Source organism: Mesorhizobium norvegicum (genome assembly GCF_004919685.1).
In the GTDB taxonomy this organism is placed as follows: Bacteria; Pseudomonadota; Alphaproteobacteria; order Rhizobiales; family Rhizobiaceae; genus Mesorhizobium; species Mesorhizobium norvegicum.
Map to the genome: position 1 here is coordinate 58128 of NZ_SMYZ01000038.1, position 14307 is coordinate 72434.

At 60.2% G+C, this 14307-nt stretch carries 16 protein-coding genes; 9 read left to right on the top strand and 7 right to left on the bottom strand.

Going from position 1 to position 14307, the window contains the following annotated elements; all coding sequences use genetic code 11:
- The first annotated feature begins 58 nt into the window (after positions 1-58).
- From FCU66_RS15070 to FCU66_RS15090, 5 genes are all read left to right on the top strand, one after another.
- Positions 59-523, top strand: coding sequence for a DUF2840 domain-containing protein (locus FCU66_RS15070; RefSeq protein ID WP_136616930.1), 465 nt, complete (start codon positions 59-61; stop codon positions 521-523).
- The gene (locus FCU66_RS15075) at positions 520-1080 is read left to right on the top strand and encodes a S26 family signal peptidase (RefSeq protein WP_136616929.1); all 561 of its coding nucleotides are present in this window, start codon (positions 520-522) and stop codon (positions 1078-1080) included. The genes FCU66_RS15070 and FCU66_RS15075 overlap by 4 nt, the downstream gene beginning before the upstream one ends.
- 45 nt (positions 1081-1125) lie before the next feature.
- The gene (locus FCU66_RS15080; protein ID WP_136616928.1) at positions 1126-1452 is read left to right on the top strand and encodes a DUF736 domain-containing protein; all 327 of its coding nucleotides are present in this window, start codon (positions 1126-1128) and stop codon (positions 1450-1452) included.
- 4 nt (positions 1453-1456) lie between these two features.
- Positions 1457-2545: a lytic transglycosylase domain-containing protein gene (locus tag FCU66_RS15085; protein ID WP_136616927.1), complete on the top strand. Its 1089-nt coding sequence runs from the start codon at positions 1457-1459 to the stop codon at positions 2543-2545.
- 246 nt (positions 2546-2791) lie between these two features.
- Entirely contained in the window at positions 2792-4531 is a 1740-nt protein-coding gene (locus tag FCU66_RS15090; RefSeq protein ID WP_136616926.1) for a relaxase/mobilization nuclease domain-containing protein, read from the top strand.
- A gap of 557 nt (positions 4532-5088) precedes the next feature.
- Here the strand turns inward: FCU66_RS15090 and FCU66_RS15095 are convergent.
- From FCU66_RS15095 to FCU66_RS15125, 7 genes are all read right to left on the bottom strand, one after another.
- Positions 5089-5826: an SDR family NAD(P)-dependent oxidoreductase gene (locus tag FCU66_RS15095; RefSeq protein WP_136616925.1), complete on the bottom strand. Its 738-nt coding sequence runs from the start codon at positions 5824-5826 to the stop codon at positions 5089-5091.
- Between the two features lie 158 nt (positions 5827-5984).
- Positions 5985-6512, bottom strand: coding sequence for a gamma carbonic anhydrase family protein (locus FCU66_RS15100; protein WP_136616924.1), 528 nt, complete (start codon positions 6510-6512; stop codon positions 5985-5987).
- Positions 6513-6533: 21 nt separating this feature from the next.
- A complete protein-coding gene (locus tag FCU66_RS15105; RefSeq protein ID WP_246093909.1) occupies positions 6534-6836 on the bottom strand; it encodes a cupin domain-containing protein in 303 nt (100 codons plus the stop codon).
- A gap of 47 nt (positions 6837-6883) precedes the next feature.
- Positions 6884-7921 carry a quinone oxidoreductase family protein gene (locus FCU66_RS15110; RefSeq protein ID WP_136616922.1) on the bottom strand — a complete coding sequence of 346 codons (1038 nt, stop codon included), beginning with the start codon at positions 7919-7921 and terminating at the stop codon, positions 6884-6886.
- Between the two features lie 49 nt (positions 7922-7970).
- Positions 7971-8867: a beta-keto acid cleavage family enzyme gene (locus FCU66_RS15115; protein ID WP_136616921.1), complete on the bottom strand. Its 897-nt coding sequence runs from the start codon at positions 8865-8867 to the stop codon at positions 7971-7973.
- A 9-nt stretch (positions 8868-8876) separates the two neighbouring features.
- Positions 8877-9692 (bottom strand): SDR family NAD(P)-dependent oxidoreductase, encoded by an 816-nt coding sequence (locus tag FCU66_RS15120; RefSeq protein WP_181956552.1) that lies wholly within the window; start codon positions 9690-9692, stop codon positions 8877-8879.
- Between the two features lie 23 nt (positions 9693-9715).
- Entirely contained in the window at positions 9716-10606 is an 891-nt protein-coding gene (locus tag FCU66_RS15125) for a dioxygenase family protein (protein ID WP_136616920.1), read from the bottom strand.
- Positions 10607-10835: 229 nt separating this feature from the next.
- Between FCU66_RS15125 and FCU66_RS15130 the strand changes: the two genes are divergently transcribed.
- From FCU66_RS15130 to FCU66_RS15145, 4 genes are all read left to right on the top strand, one after another.
- Entirely contained in the window at positions 10836-11318 is a 483-nt protein-coding gene (locus tag FCU66_RS15130) for a RidA family protein (protein ID WP_168991786.1), read from the top strand.
- Positions 11315-11635, top strand: a complete 321-nt coding sequence (locus FCU66_RS15135; protein WP_136616918.1) for a DoxX family protein — start codon at positions 11315-11317, stop codon at positions 11633-11635. Before FCU66_RS15130 ends, FCU66_RS15135 begins: the two co-directional genes overlap by 4 nt.
- 105 nt (positions 11636-11740) lie before the next feature.
- Positions 11741-13336 (top strand): ATP-binding cassette domain-containing protein, encoded by a 1596-nt coding sequence (locus FCU66_RS15140; RefSeq protein ID WP_136616917.1) that lies wholly within the window; start codon positions 11741-11743, stop codon positions 13334-13336.
- Entirely contained in the window at positions 13326-14306 is a 981-nt protein-coding gene (locus FCU66_RS15145; protein ID WP_136616916.1) for an ABC transporter permease, read from the top strand. The genes FCU66_RS15140 and FCU66_RS15145 overlap by 11 nt, the downstream gene beginning before the upstream one ends.
- Position 14307: the final 1 nt, after the last annotated feature.

Sequence of the window (14307 nt, forward strand, 5' to 3'; positions counted from 1 at the left end):
TTTTCTCCGCCCCGCGTTTCGCCGTGTTGACTGCTGACCTCCGGTCGTGGGGGCCAGTATGAGCAATCTCACCCACGTCGAACTGGTGTGGCTGAAGAAGCGGATCGAGAACTACATCCGGTTCGGCAAGGTCGCTTCGAACAGAAACATCGACCGTAGCCGTCGTGTCGTCTCCTTTACGCCAGGCAGCATCTTCGCCTTCGTTCGCTGGACCGCGAACGACTTCGGCACTGTCGCTTCCCGCATCGATATCTTACGCGCTGTAGCCACCGGCGAGCGCTGCTCGACTGTCGCCTATGTGCGGCCTGGCGCCGACATCCTGCTTACGGCTATCGGATGGCCGAACGTCGAGAAGGTGCTGAAGATCATCGACGCTATCGAAGCGATCGGCATCGATCCCATTGATGTGTCGCCGGACTACTGGCGGCATGCCCACAGCCGACTCGCCGCGCGCGAGGCGCCCAGGCCCTACACTCGCCAGCGCCATGAGGCATGGCTCCTCCGCCGCCGAGTTGAGCCATGAGGATGCGCGCAACGATCATCGTCGCGATGTTCGGCGGCGCGGTCCTCGTTGCCGCGCCGGCATGGATCGACCATCCACCGAAGTTGATCTGGAACGCGTCAGCGAGCGTCCCGGTCGGTCTCTACCGCGTCGAGCCGGTCGACAGGATCGGCGTTTCAGATATCGCCGTCGTCATGCCGCCCAAACCGCTGGCGGATTTGCTTGCCCAACGCGAATACTTGCCGAACGGCGTGCCGCTGCTGAAGCATGTGTTGGCACTCGGAGGCACGATGGTGTGCCGGCGAGGCGGCTCCATCATCGTCTATGGCGTGGCCTTTGGACGTGCGCTCGAACGTGACAGTCGTGGCCGGCCGCTGCCCGGCTGGCAGGGCTGCCGCATCATTGCCGATTGTGAAGTCTTCCTCATGAACTGGCACTCGGCTGACAGTTTCGACGGCAGATATTTCGGCCCACTCCCGCTCAATTCGATCATCGGTCGCGCGGTCCCGGTCTGGACCAACGACCGCGCTTCTCAGGCGACGGACGATTCCGGCGAAGCGGATCGCCGCGAGCCATGACCGCTCGCACCAACACTTGTCAAAGCTCATGAAAGGAGCACTGCAATGGCCAAGATCGGCACCTTCACTCGCAACGACGACGGCTTCTTCGGCAACATCTCAACGCTGACGCTCGACGCGAAGATTGCCATCCTGCCTGCCGAGAAATCGGATGCTGAAAGCGCGCCTGACCATCGCGTCTTCTGCGAAGGCATGGAGATCGGCGCGGCGTGGGATCGCACTGGCGAGAAGGCGGGCGCCTATCTCTCCGTTTCCATCGACGATCCGTCCTTCACGCAGCCGATCCGCGCCAATCTGTTCCAGTCCGAGGCCGAGAAGAACGTCTGGCACCTGCACTGGAACCGGCAGTCTAAGCGCGACGAGCGAGGCTGATCGGATGATCCGATTGCGCTTCAGCGGGCCCTCTGCGCCAAACCCTTTGATCGATCGGGCGCCGTTCAAACCCTTCGACCCGATCGCCTGTCAGGCGGCCAACGCGCGCAGCGAAGGTCAAGGGCGGCCGGACGCTTGCCGTTCGTTCAGGACGTTCATGGCGCCACTGCTGGCGGCAAGCAAGTCCGGCCGGCAAAGCCTTGCCCTTGACCGAAGCGAGCACGGTGGCAGGCTGCAGGCGCGTCGGGATCGGGGTGTATGTGCTTTTATCTGCCGAGGCATTGCAGCACTGTCTGCAAGCGTCATGCTTGCCCTCCCGGCGTCTACTGTCTGTGCAGAGCCTTCCGCGCATCGTGAGCGGCCGGCGCACCCCGACAGCGTCATCTCGTCCGCTGATCCCTGGTCGGCGCATATCCGGGAGGCTGCCAAGCGCTTTGCCATGCCCGAGCGGCTGCTTCGGGCTGTCATGCATGTCGAGAGCATTGGTGATGTTCATGCGGTGTCGAGCAAGGGCGCAATGGGCTTGATGCAGATCATGCCGGCGACATGGGAAGAACTGCGCACCAGGTACCGCCTTGGTGACGATCCTTATCAGCCGCGCGACAACATTTTTGCAGGTGCAGCGTATCTGCGCGAGATGCTCGACCGCTTCGGCGGCAACGGCTTCCTCGCCGCCTACAATGCCGGACCTGGGCGCTACGAAGAGCACCTTGCAACCGGCCGGCCGCTGCCGCGAGAGACGATCGACTACGTCAGGAAACTCGCGCCACTGATCAATGGTGCGATGCCTGTTCCGACGCGTCCACGCCAAGGAGCGGGCAGGGCGAGCGCACTCGAAGCGGCGATTTTCGCGCATGCCGTCAACACGCGGAATAGCTTGGTTCCGCAGGGTGAGCGCGAGACTGATGTTCCCGTAGAGACCGTCTTCACGGCGACCCGTTCACCCAGCGTACGAGCACCAGTGGACAAAGCGGTCACCGATCTTACGGCGCTCGTACCGCAACCGGACGGCTCGCGTAGTGAAGGCTTATCAGTTCCGAATCCCGCTATCCGTAGTCCGTTTGTGCAGACCTCCGCCGCGACTCCACAATGAGATCAGCATTCCTGGTCAATCGCATTCCGACCTGTTCCGTCGCGGAAATTGCGGCGGGAGGGTTGGCCGTGAGAGAGGACGAAGAGGGATGGCAGGATAAAGGGCCGCGATGTGCGGCTCGGTCGGTTGGTTGTTTTACTTATGGTTTTCGCCTCGATTTGCGATGTTCTGGGCAATCGGCGATGCGCGCGACCGCCATTTTCGGAATCTTTTCAATCGAAACCGCACCTCGCGAGCTCAGCAGCCATGAACCGTGATGATATCTTTCGCGTCCGCCCCGGCCGTATCCGCTCTCGCTCCGGCCAGCGCGCACGCCCCTTTCTCGTCCAGGCACTCGCAGCGGCACAACGGGCGGGCGGGCAAATCTCGCGCAAAGGCCGGATCATTTCGCCACGGAACTCCACCTTCGGTCGCGGCCGGTCGGCAAGCATTCGGGCCAATCGCCTCATCATCGGCCGCTCGCGCGTTGCCATCGTCAAAGCGCGCGTCGTTCGACAATTTAGAAGCTCGGCGCCGCTCGCTGCTCATCTCAAATACCTTCGTCGCGAAGGCGTGACGCGCGACGGTGAGAAGGCGACGATGTTTGGTCCTGACACGGACGAAGCCGATCACGACGTCTTTGCCGATCGGTGCAAGGAGGACCGGCACCATTTCCGTTTCATCGTCTCACCGGACGATGCTCACGAGTTGGGTGACCTCAAAGGCTTCGCCCGGGACCTGATGTTCGACATGCAGCGCGATCTCGGTACAAAACTCGATTGGGTGGGCGTTGACCATTGGAACACCCAACATCCGCACGTCCATATTCTCGTTCGCGGTGTCGCCGATGATGGCGAGAACCTCGTCATCTCACGCGACTACATCCGTCAGGGCATGCGCGATCGGTCCGGGGACATACTTACCCAGACATTGGGTCTCCGAACCGACCAAGACATCCGCCAGACCATCGAGCGACAGGTTGACACCGAGCGTTGGACGCAGCTCGACCGCCAGCTTGTTCACGATGCCGACGGCCACGGTGTCATCGACCTGGCGCCGCATCGCGATCGCCGACCGGACGAGTTCCTAGCACTTAAGGTCGGCCGGCTTCGCAGGCTCGAAAAGCTCGGCCTTGCCGGCGAGGTCGCCCCGGGCCAATGGATCATGGCGTATGAAGCCGAACCCACCTTGCGCGCGCTTGGCGAGCGCGGCGACATCATCAAGCGCATGCATCGCAGCCTGACCGGCCATGGCATCGACAAAGGCGTAGCCGATTATGTCCTTGCAGCTGAGCAGATCGACAAACCTATCATCGGTCGGCTGTTGGAGCGGGGGCTCGACGATGAGCTACAGGGGTCGGCTTATGCCATCGTGGACGGCATAGACGGTCGTGCCCATCACATCCGATTTCAAGATCTAGACGCTACCGGCGATTCCGGCCGGGGCTCGATCGTCGAGCTTCGTCGCTACGAGGATGCGAAGGGCCGCGGCCGCGTTGCACTCGCCGTCCGCTCCGACTCCTCGATTGAAGAACAAATCCATGCCCATGGCGCGACCTGGCTCGACCGTCAGCTTGTTGCGCGTGCACCCGTCGAAGTTGGGGAGGGTGGCTTCGGCAGGGAAGTGGAGCAGGCGCTAAAGGATCGCGCCGATCACCTTATTGAGCAGGGCTTCGCACGGCGCGAAGATCAACGCATCGTCTTTGGTCGCAATCTGATCGACGCGCTACGCGACCGTGAGGTGAATACCTTCGGCGCTCAGCTCGCCGCCAAGATCGGACTGCCGTTCATTAAGGCTTCGGAAGGCGACCAATTAGCTGGCATCTACCGGCAGCGCTTCTCGCTCGCCTCCGGCCGCTTCGCAATGATCGACGATGGGCTCGGTTTCAAACTGGTGCCTTGGTCGCCGTCTGCCGAGAGACAGCTGGGCAACCATATTTCCGGTGTTGTTCGGGCAGGGGGTGGAGTCGACTGGACGTTCGGAAAGAAACGAACACTTGGGCTGTGAATTACTCCCATCGTGTGGGCTTAGTGCAGTCTCAAATGCACCAAAAGCGGACATCCGCCCAAATGACCGCAGTTGGGCCGACAGCGGCCTGTCGGCTTTTTGGCGTCCGAGGAACAATAACGGACGTTCAGCCCCGGTGGGCCTAAGTCTGAAGCTGACCCAGGGGTAACCTTCATTGTCCGCGTTGCGATGGCAGCAATGCGTCTCATGTCAGCGGTTCAGCAAGGCGATTTTGATCCCGTAAGCTGCCAGCTGTTCACGTCGCAAAAGCCGGACGTTGGAACGCCGACCTGTGGGCTTTCCGGCCGGCGACTTTCGGACGTGATCGCAGCGATAACGGACGGCGTGGTGGGATGCTTACGACTGCTAGCCACGACTGCGCGTAGAGCTCCCGGTTTCACCATACGATCAATGGGGACGATGCTCCCAAGTGTCGTATCGCACTTCAGCGGCCTTGATGAAAGGAGCGGCGATGGTCGGCGCATCCGGCGATGCGTGGGCACCATAGCAACTCGATAGGAAGTTCCGTCGATGCTGGAATTTCACGGTCAACCTTCTCATGCATTGGCGCCGCCGTCGATGGTGAGCCCGGCACCATTGATCGATCGAGCCTCAGGGCTGGCGACGAAGGCGACCAGCGCCGCTACATGGTCGGGTCGTCCATATTGTTTTATTGCCATACGCTGGCGTTGGTGCTCGGCGTAGGGACCATCTGCGGGGTTCATATCCGTATCGGTTGGGCCGGGATGGATAATATTCACAGTGATGCCGCGTGGCCCCAGATCGCGTGCCAGCCCCTTGGTAAAACCCACCAATGCGGCTTTGCTTGCGGAATAAAGCGCGGTCCCAATGTCAGGTACGCGCTCAGCGAGGTTGCTTCCGATAGAGATGATCCGGCCTCCATCAGAGAGATAAGGCAGCACCGCAAGCGAGGCTAGCATGACAGCCCGAACGTTGATGGCGAGCGTATCGTCGATGTCCTTGAGGGAAACTCGCTCAAATGGGCCGGCACGCCAGATTCCGGCGTTGTTGACAAGGATGCTGATACCGCCCAGCTCCCTGGCCGCCCGATCCACCGCGGTCTTGATTGAGGTTGGATCAGATGCTTGCATCTGAATGGCAATGGCGCGTTGTCCAGATGTTCCAAGCTCGTCTGCGAGCCTGTTGGCAGCATCGGCCGACCGTTCATAAGTTATTGCTACGTCGGCGCCCTCTGCCGAGAGCCGGCGCGCGATTGCAGCGCCGATACCCCGGCTCGCACCAGTTACAAAGGCATGCTTTCCTTTAAGGGACATTTGGATCTCCATGCGAGCTGACTGAATTAATTTTGGCAGATGTCACTTGAAACCGGCGCCAAGAATGGCTGGTCAAGTTCTGAATATGATCTTGTTGTTCGATCATGCGGGCATTACGGCCAAGTGCGAACGGCCACTTCCCGGCTTCTCAAAGGCGATCAAGCTCTCAGCAATGTGTCCCGGTATGCCCCCATCTTCTGGACATAGCGAACCCCAGCTCCTTTCATGTTCGTCAGATCGTCGGATCCAAGCTCCCTTACGACGCGCCCGGGGTTTCCCACCACCAGACTACCGTCTGCGATCACGGCGCCTGCCTTCACGAGCGTGTTGGCCCCAATCAGGCAATTCTCGCCAATGTGGGCGCCGTTCAGAACGGTCGCTCCCATGCCGATCAAGCTTCCGGCCCCGATCGTGCAGCCATGGATGATCGCACGATGACCGACCGTAACGTTATTGCCGATGTGCAGGGGAAATCCGGGGTCAGTGTGAAGGACGGCGCCGTCCTGAATATTGGTCCCATCGCCGATGGTTATCGGATCATTGTCGCCACGGATCACGGCGCCAAACCAGATGCTGACATCCTCGCCCAAGGTGACATTGCCGATGAGCACCGCATCGGGGGCACTCCAGAACCGTTTGTCATCTACTATTCTTGGCCGGATACCATCGAGGGAATAGATTGGCATGAGCGTCTCGCTTTGAGAATTTTAAGGAGCTTCGATTGGCTTGTGGCCGGCTAAAGGCATTGCCAACAGTATGGACGCGTCGGTGCCGGAGATGTTGCGCAGTCTCCTAGCCTCGCTAGGTGCAAAGCGGCATGAATCCCATGGCGAAAGGACCACTTCCTCTGTGCCGTTGGACACCAGCACTTGTCCGGCCAGAACGACATAGAACTTTTCGGCAGGCGACGTATCCAACGTAGTGCCGCCGCCGGGCTTTATCGTCGACACACCCAGCCACAACTGATCTGCGGGGCCCGCTTCGCGGCCCTGCAGCCTGACCATCGTCATATGGTCGTGGCCGGCTGTTTGGTAGGCTGGGGCCGCCTCGAACCGCGTTATGTGCACGGATCGAGGCCCTGTGGCATGAGAATGACGCGGTCCCGAGACGAGCCCATGACCAGCTGATACGCATCATAAGCGCGTTCAAGTGGGTGCATCGCGTGGGGCAGGATCGGAAACGGTCTGAGAGCCTTTGTCGCAAAGCCCTGCACGAGCTGCCTAAGGATCGCCCCGCTCGCTACCGATCCAAGGGCAATCGTGTCGATCCCTACATAGGTGTGACGGCCTTTGTAGAAAGCCAAGATATCGAATGTCACAAGCCGTTCAACGGCCGCGATGAAGATCGCCCTTGCGCCGGCGGCCATGGAAGCTTGGCCCATCTCATAGGCGGGATCGCCCACTGTGTTGAAAACGACGCTGGCTCCGGTTCCTGCTGTCAGTTCACGAACGCGCGCCGGCACGTTGTCGTGGGTGGCGTTAATGATCTCGACCGTGCCGTTGGAATGGCCCACATAGCCCTCTTCGCGCCGCACCACGCCGATGACACGAGCGCCGCGCCACGAGGCGATCTGTGCTGCAGCCTGTCCGACCTTGCCGTTTATGCCCAGGATCAAAACTGTATCGGCCGATGTCGGAAGACCCACACGGGACAGACCCTCCCAAGCGGTGACGAACGGTACGCCGATGCCGGCGGCCTCCTGCATGGTCAATTCTTCTGGAACAGGAACGATGGCATCGGCCTCGACAATAAGATGGCTCGAGTGGCTGCCGTCAACGCGGATACCAAGATCGCCGGATGAGCCAAAAACCTTGAGGCCAACAAGCGTTTCTGGTCCGGCAATGACCTTACCGGCGTAGTCACGACCTGGCGTGCGTGGGAAGACGGCGTATGGCATGAGGCCGGTCGCCGCCTTGGCGTCCGAAGGATTGACAGCCGCCGCTAGCACCTCGACGATAACTTCATGATCCTTGGGCACGCGCAGTCGGTGGCTGGCAACCGGAAGCGCGATTTCGGCATAGCTTGACACTTTTTCCTCGAGGCGCAGCGCATGTGCCTCAATGCCTTGTGTTCGCCAGTTTCCAGAAGGTTTCATATTCATCTCCATGGCATCAAAGGTGAGACGGCAGCGAAGGATTTCCGGGTCAGGCAGCCAAGGCCGACAGGCCAATCAACGTGCGTGCCTCGGTGGGCGAGGCGATCTGACCGCCCAAGTCTTCGACGATCCGCCGCGCCTTCGCGACCATCGCTGCGTTGGACTGCGCCAGGACGCCGCGTTCCAGATAGACAGAATCCTCGAGGCCGACGCGGATATTGCCCCCGGTCAGGTAGGAAAGTGCGACAGCCTGAAAGGCGCTCCTGCCAATGCCGATCGCGGTAAAGCAGGCGGTTTCAGGCACGAGGTTGCGTGCGTAGAGAACAGTTTCTGCGCTCGGTTGGAAGCCGTACTGCACACCAAGGACAAAACAAGTCAGCAAGGGTCCGCTGAGAGTGCCGTCCTTGACCAAATCATGCATCAGGGCAATGTCGCCGGAATCGAACAGTTCCAGTTCAGGCTTCACGCCAGCCGCGTTGATCACCGCCGCCATGCGTCGGACATTGGCTGGCGTGTTTATGACGACCTGGCCAGCAGAGTTCATCGTGTTAAGATCGAGCGTGCAGATATCCGGCTTTAATGCTGCGATATGCTCCACCCTCTTTTCCGGAATAAGTAGCGTGGTGCCGAGAGCGGCAACCCTGGGATCTTGTTCCGAGGGGACGAATCGTCCGCCTGGGCCGGTGGTCAGGTTGATGATCAGCTGCGAATTCCTGGATCGGATGCGGTCGATGACTTCCCGGTAAATCGCGATATCCATGGAAGGCGCCCCGGAAATCGGATCGCGCACGTGAATGTGGACAATGGCCGCGCCGGCATCCGCTGCGGCCAAACTCGAGTTGGCGATTTCCTCAGGCGTTACGGGCAGATAGGGCGTCTGCGACGGAGATGTGAGGTTGCCCGTGACGGCACAAGTGATGAACACCTTCGGGAGGGGAGAGCGCATCCGACACCCCTACAATGCACGGCCGCCATCGACCTGGATCGTGTGTCCGGTCGAATAGGTCAGCATTGTTGCACAAGCTAGGATCGCGGCCGCTATTTCATTTGCCTCGGCAATTCTGCCGAGCGGTGTCGAGGCGGCAACCTTCGCGTTGAAATCTTCGTCTCGTCCCGGCACGAACTGTGTATCCACCACGCCTGGCGAAACCGCGAGCACCCGGACCTGGGGGGCCAACGCCCGGCCGAGCGCCTTTGTCATCACGTCGATTCCAGCTTTGGCCGCGCAATAAGCTATTGATGATCCCACGCCCGTGAACGCGGCAATGGACGACAAGGAAACCACGAGTCCATCGCCCGATGCCTTGAGCAAGGGAGCAAACGTCCTGATCGCCGCGAACTGACCTCGCCAGTTAACCGTGAACATGCGGTCGATAAGATCATCGGTCAGCGCGTCGAGATCACCGTGCGGGACTGGCACGGTATAACCGGCCGCATTGATAAGCACATCGAGCCTTCCGTAGCGCTGCTCAATCACCTGCTTCAAGGCCAGCAGCGATTGCGTGTCGGCAATGTCTGCGGGCAGTGCCTCGCAATGGGCGTCGCCCAGTGCTGCCACGATCTCCCGCCCGGCCTTTGTGTCCCTCTCGGTTTCCAGATGCGTCACGATCGCTTTGGCACCGGCCTGGACAAAAAGCCGACTTGTCGCAGCCCCAATGGCGCCCGCGCCTCCCATGACGAGTGCGATCTTGCCCGTCAACGATTTGGGAAAAGGCGCTCGACGAACTTCGCTTGGGGTCTGTGTGGAGTATTCGCTCGTCAATGAATTCATCGCGGTCGGATCCTTCTTGGAGACTATTTGATTGGTGGGACAGGGAGCTTCGCTTCGCCGGGTTCCATGACGAACGCGTAGTCGAGGCTATGCCAGTCGCCTGTTACGTCGGGGTCGGGCGCAGCGCCTGCACCTTTCCGATAGTCGCCGATCAGGTGGCGCGTTACCCCGAAAACGACGTCGCTCTCCAGATGCGTATCGTCGTCGACGAAAACTTGGGTAATGAGTGTCTTGTATCCCGACTTGAAACCGAGGAAATGCAGGTGCGCCGGCCTGTAAGGGTGACGGTTCTGCGCTCGCAACAGGTGGCCCACCGGACCGGACGTTGGCACTGGATATCCCGCAGGTTTGACCGAACGGAACCAGAAGCGTCCGCCGGCATCGGTCCGGAACTTGCCGCGCAGGTTCATATCGGCCTGCGTGGAATCCTGGTTCTCATAGAGGCCGACCGGTGAGGCCTGCCAGACATCGACCTCGACTCCGCCGAGCGGATTCCCTTCGGGGTCGCTAATGGAGCAGTTTGCGAACAGCGCTGGGCCAGGCGTGTCCGAACGAAGGATACTGCCGCCATTGGACGTTTGTGGCGAATTCATTCGCCAGAACGGACCAAGCAGTGCTGCCGCGGTTTCGGTGGCCCCGCTACGCCCGTTGTTCAAGAGACAGACAAGGGAGGACAGGCCGATGGCGTCGGAAAAGAGAATTCCTTCGTTATGCTGATCGTTCGTTGCCTGACCAATGCGATTGAGGAAGTCGATACCGATCTCAAACTCATCTTCAGAAAGCGCGGCCTCACGCGCGAAGGCGTGAAGATGCCGGACCAGGGCCGACATCACGTGCACCAAACGTGGGCTGCTTGCTGACGCCATGGCATCGAGCACAGCAGCCGTGACGCTCTCCTCGCTCTCAATGATCATTGGCCTGTTCTCCTAACGCCATACTTGGCACCAGTATAAGGGGTGACAAAATTTTGCAAGAGGTTTTGCACGCGCCATCAAAGAAGGGATTTGTACGAGAGGCATTTCCAGACAGAAAGGATGGCACCGCTAATACCGGTTGACAACCTGCACGCAAATGCGCTTACCTATCGCCAGGTTCGATGGATTGCTCGCTACGCATTACGGGCGAATTTTTTGGAGGTGCAGTGTGGCAAGGCAACCGGGTTTCAGGTCCTCACCGTCCAATGCGGACGTGGTTGAGGTTCAGACCATTCCTGAACGGCATGTCGACATGCCTTACGCTCCGGCGATACGCGTTGAGAGCCCTGGCGACCTTCTTTTCATCTCGGGCGCGACGCCGTCACCACTCTATCACAAGCACCCTCATGAGTTGCATGAGCACAACCATCCCGTCGACATCCGCGATCAGACGCGCCTCGCCATGGAGACCATCGGATCTATCTTGCGCCACGAAGGGCTTCAGTGGAGCGATGTGGTCAAAGTAACGAAGTACCTGACGGATATCCGTGATCAAGACGGGATGGTGGCGGTTCTGAAGGAGTATTTCGGGGACTGGAAGCCCGCCAGCACGACAATCTGCATCAACCAGCTCTCGACCCAGGGCGCACGGGTTGAGCTCGATATGATCGCCGTCTTTCCGAGATCCTCAACTTCGGTGGGCAACACATGACAGTTGTCGGGGGGCTCGCCGCGCTGCTGGCTGTCGTCTTCCTGTGGGCCGGCGCGCTTAATTTGACCGGGCCCGCGTTTGTGCGCGCGGACTTCGACAAGTGGGGCTATCCGGCCTTCATGCGCATAGCGGTCGGATTGGTCGAAATCTCGGCGGCGGCGATGTTGTTTTGGCCGCACGGCCAACGATCTGGGGCGGCGATAGGGGGGGTCGTCTTGGTCGGTGTCATCGTTTCACTGCTGCGTACGCGCGAGTGGCTAAGGCTCGAGTATCCGGCTGTTTTGCTCGTCGCGTGCGTTTTGCTTGTCGCATTGTGATGTCGAAGAGCCCGCATGAAAAATAACAGCGGGCAGGCCGGCCAGGGGAGGCCGGTTGGTAGAACAGTGCAAGTCGGTGCTGCGCGTCAAGGGAGGAGTTCACTCATGTTGGAAGAATCCGGCTCTGAAGGGCCCGTCGGAATAGGCAGCGGCGTCGCTGGCCCAGACATCGGGGTTTTGTCGGCCGCGCGCGCCGATACGCCCAGGCCGATGATGGTGCTCAACGGGGTTAGCAAGTCATTCGGCCAGATGCAGGCGCTCTCGCAGGTGGATCTCGAGATCTATGCTGGCGAAGTCCATGTCCTGCTTGGTGAGAACGGCGCCGGCAAGTCGACGCTGATCAAGACGCTCGCGGGAATCTACGCGCCCGATGCCGGCGAAATTCTGCTCGATGGAAATCGATTGGCGCTTGGCGGACCATCTGACGCCCGCCGCGCCGGCATCAGCGTCATCCATCAGGAATTGGCACTTGTTCCCCACCTTACGGTCGAGGAGAATATAGTTTTGGGGCGTGAGCCAAGGTTTTTGATCCCCGGATCGATCGACCGCCGGGTTCAGCGCGAAACGGCGCGACGTGCCCTCGAACTGGTTGGCTTCGACGGTGATCCACGCGGTAAAGTCGCGAACCTCACCACGGCCAGGCAGCAGTTGGTTGAAATCGCCAAGGCGCTCGCGCATCGATCGCGCATATTGGTTATGGATGAGCCGACGGCCTCCATATCGGAGCGGGACGCTACGAACCTCCACGCGATCATCGGCGATCTGAAGCGTCGCGGCGTGGCGATCGTGTTCATCTCGCATCGAATGCGCGAGGTCTTCGAATTGGCAGACCGGGTGACCGTTCTGCGGGACGGTCGGAAAATCCTGACCACGCTTCCGGATGCAACGACTCCCGAACTGCTGATCAAGGCGATGGTCGGACGGTCTGTAGGATCCTTCTATCAGCGGCTGGAGCGGTTCGTGGCTGGCGAAGTCATTCTTGAAACGCGGGCACTTTGTTCCGCGGCCGGACTGGTCGACATGAATATTGTCGTGCGCAGCGGCGAGATTGTCGGTCTTGCCGGTCTTGTTGGATCGGGGCGAACTGAGTTCGCACGGGCGGTTTTCGGGCTTGACAGACGCACCGGCGGTGACGTGCTTCTCCACCAGCTACCGCTCCCTTCTGACCCGGTTCGTGCTGTGCGGTCCGGAATAGCCTTTGTGCCGGAAAGCCGGAAGGAGCATGGACTGGCGCTGACCAAATCAGTCTGTGACAATCTCACGCTTCCCGCCCTTTGGAAGATCTTTCCGCACGGCTTCCGCTCGCGCCGCAGGGCTGCCGGGGTAGCACGTGGTCTCATCGAGCGCCTGCGCATAGCGACACGTTCGACCCGTCAGCCGGTGCGGACTCTCAGCGGCGGGAACCAGCAGAAAGTGGTTATCGGCAAGTGGCTGCCGATCGAGGGAAACCGCCGGCTCATCATTATTGACGAACCTACGCGCGGCATCGATGTCGGCGCCAAGGCTGAGATTTTGAAGCTCATCGAAGGTCTTGCCGCAGAAGGGTGCGGGATTCTGATGATCAGTTCCGAACTGCCAGAAGTCGTCGGCTTTTGCGATCGTGTCTATGTGCTGCAAAGCGGCACGGTGCGAGGCGAGCTGTCCGGTGCTCATTTGACCGAAGAAGCCATCATGAAGCTGGCGGTGCATCATGATAGCTGACGTTGCGCGCATATCGAGGCTGCGGGGCAATCGCTCCCTCAACCTTTTGCCGTCCAAGGCGCTGGGCGCGAGCGTGGTTCTGATTATCCTGGTCCCGCTTTTCGGCGTGTTTGCGGGCGGGTTCTTGTCGCCACACAACCTCGTCAATATCGCCCTGCAGAGCTCAATACTGCTCCTGATCGCGTTACCCATGACGTTGGTTATCCTGACCGAGGGCCTCGACCTTTCATCCGGTGCGTTGCTTAGCCTATGCGGCGTTGTGCTGGCGCTGTTGCTGGTGGCCGGCTATTCGATTCCTGCCGCTACCTTGGCGGCGATGGCAGTGGGATTGCTCTTCGGCATTCTTAACGGCTTTTGCGTTGCAAACCTCGGTATGCCGCCTTTTGTCGTGACACTGGGTACGTTGGGCATGGCACAAGGTCTGGCGCTGGCTCTTGCCGACGGCAACGCCGTGTCGGGACTTGGACCCGAGATCGAGGCATTTTCCGCGTTCCGCTTTTTCGGTCTGCCGGTGTTGGTCCTGATAGCCATCGCTGCGTACGGCATCTTCCACTTGGTGCTCTACCGCACCACCTTTGGGCGCTATGTGATTGCCGTCGGGGGCAATGCCGAGGCCCTGCGTCTTTCAGGTGTCAGCGTGCGGCTTGTTCACGGCGCCGTCTATGCGATTTCCGGAGCAACAGCCGGTTTCGCGGCTCTGTGCATGATCGCGCGCACCAACGCAGGTCATCCCACGATTGCGCTGGGCATGGAGTTCGATGCGATCGCCGCAGTCGTGCTCGGAGGTACATCATTCGAACGCGGCAATGGTTGGTTGTTTGGCACTGTCCTTGGTGTGCTGGCCATCGGCGTCTTGCGCAATGGTCTCAACCTGATCGGTGTCGACACGTCTCTGCAACTGGTCGCAATCGGCGCCTTGGTGATTGCCGTCCTGCTGGTTGAGAGACTGGCCAGCGAGAGGAGTGCTTGAG

What these genes read in the sequence shown, in the direction of transcription:
- FCU66_RS15070 (WP_136616930.1), top strand. Translation starts at nt 59, where the DNA reads ATGAGCAATCTCACCCACGTCGAACTGGTGTGGCTGAAGAAGCGGATC.
- FCU66_RS15075 (WP_136616929.1), top strand. Translation starts at nt 520, where the DNA reads ATGAGGATGCGCGCAACGATCATCGTCGCGATGTTCGGCGGCGCGGTC.
- FCU66_RS15080 (WP_136616928.1), top strand. Translation starts at nt 1,126, where the DNA reads ATGGCCAAGATCGGCACCTTCACTCGCAACGACGACGGCTTCTTCGGC.
- FCU66_RS15085 (WP_136616927.1), top strand. Translation starts at nt 1,457, where the DNA reads ATGATCCGATTGCGCTTCAGCGGGCCCTCTGCGCCAAACCCTTTGATC.
- FCU66_RS15090 (WP_136616926.1), top strand. Translation starts at nt 2,792, where the DNA reads ATGAACCGTGATGATATCTTTCGCGTCCGCCCCGGCCGTATCCGCTCT.
- FCU66_RS15095 (WP_136616925.1), bottom strand. Translation starts at nt 5,826, where the DNA reads ATGTCCCTTAAAGGAAAGCATGCCTTTGTAACTGGTGCGAGCCGGGGT.
- FCU66_RS15100 (WP_136616924.1), bottom strand. Translation starts at nt 6,512, where the DNA reads ATGCCAATCTATTCCCTCGATGGTATCCGGCCAAGAATAGTAGATGAC.
- FCU66_RS15105 (WP_246093909.1), bottom strand. Translation starts at nt 6,836, where the DNA reads ATGACGATGGTCAGGCTGCAGGGCCGCGAAGCGGGCCCCGCAGATCAG.
- FCU66_RS15110 (WP_136616922.1), bottom strand. Translation starts at nt 7,921, where the DNA reads ATGAAACCTTCTGGAAACTGGCGAACACAAGGCATTGAGGCACATGCG.
- FCU66_RS15115 (WP_136616921.1), bottom strand. Translation starts at nt 8,867, where the DNA reads ATGCGCTCTCCCCTCCCGAAGGTGTTCATCACTTGTGCCGTCACGGGC.
- FCU66_RS15120 (WP_181956552.1), bottom strand. Translation starts at nt 9,692, where the DNA reads ATGAATTCATTGACGAGCGAATACTCCACACAGACCCCAAGCGAAGTT.
- FCU66_RS15125 (WP_136616920.1), bottom strand. Translation starts at nt 10,606, where the DNA reads ATGATCATTGAGAGCGAGGAGAGCGTCACGGCTGCTGTGCTCGATGCC.
- FCU66_RS15135 (WP_136616918.1), top strand. Translation starts at nt 11,315, where the DNA reads ATGACAGTTGTCGGGGGGCTCGCCGCGCTGCTGGCTGTCGTCTTCCTG.
- FCU66_RS15140 (WP_136616917.1), top strand. Translation starts at nt 11,741, where the DNA reads ATGTTGGAAGAATCCGGCTCTGAAGGGCCCGTCGGAATAGGCAGCGGC.
- FCU66_RS15145 (WP_136616916.1), top strand. Translation starts at nt 13,326, where the DNA reads ATGATAGCTGACGTTGCGCGCATATCGAGGCTGCGGGGCAATCGCTCC.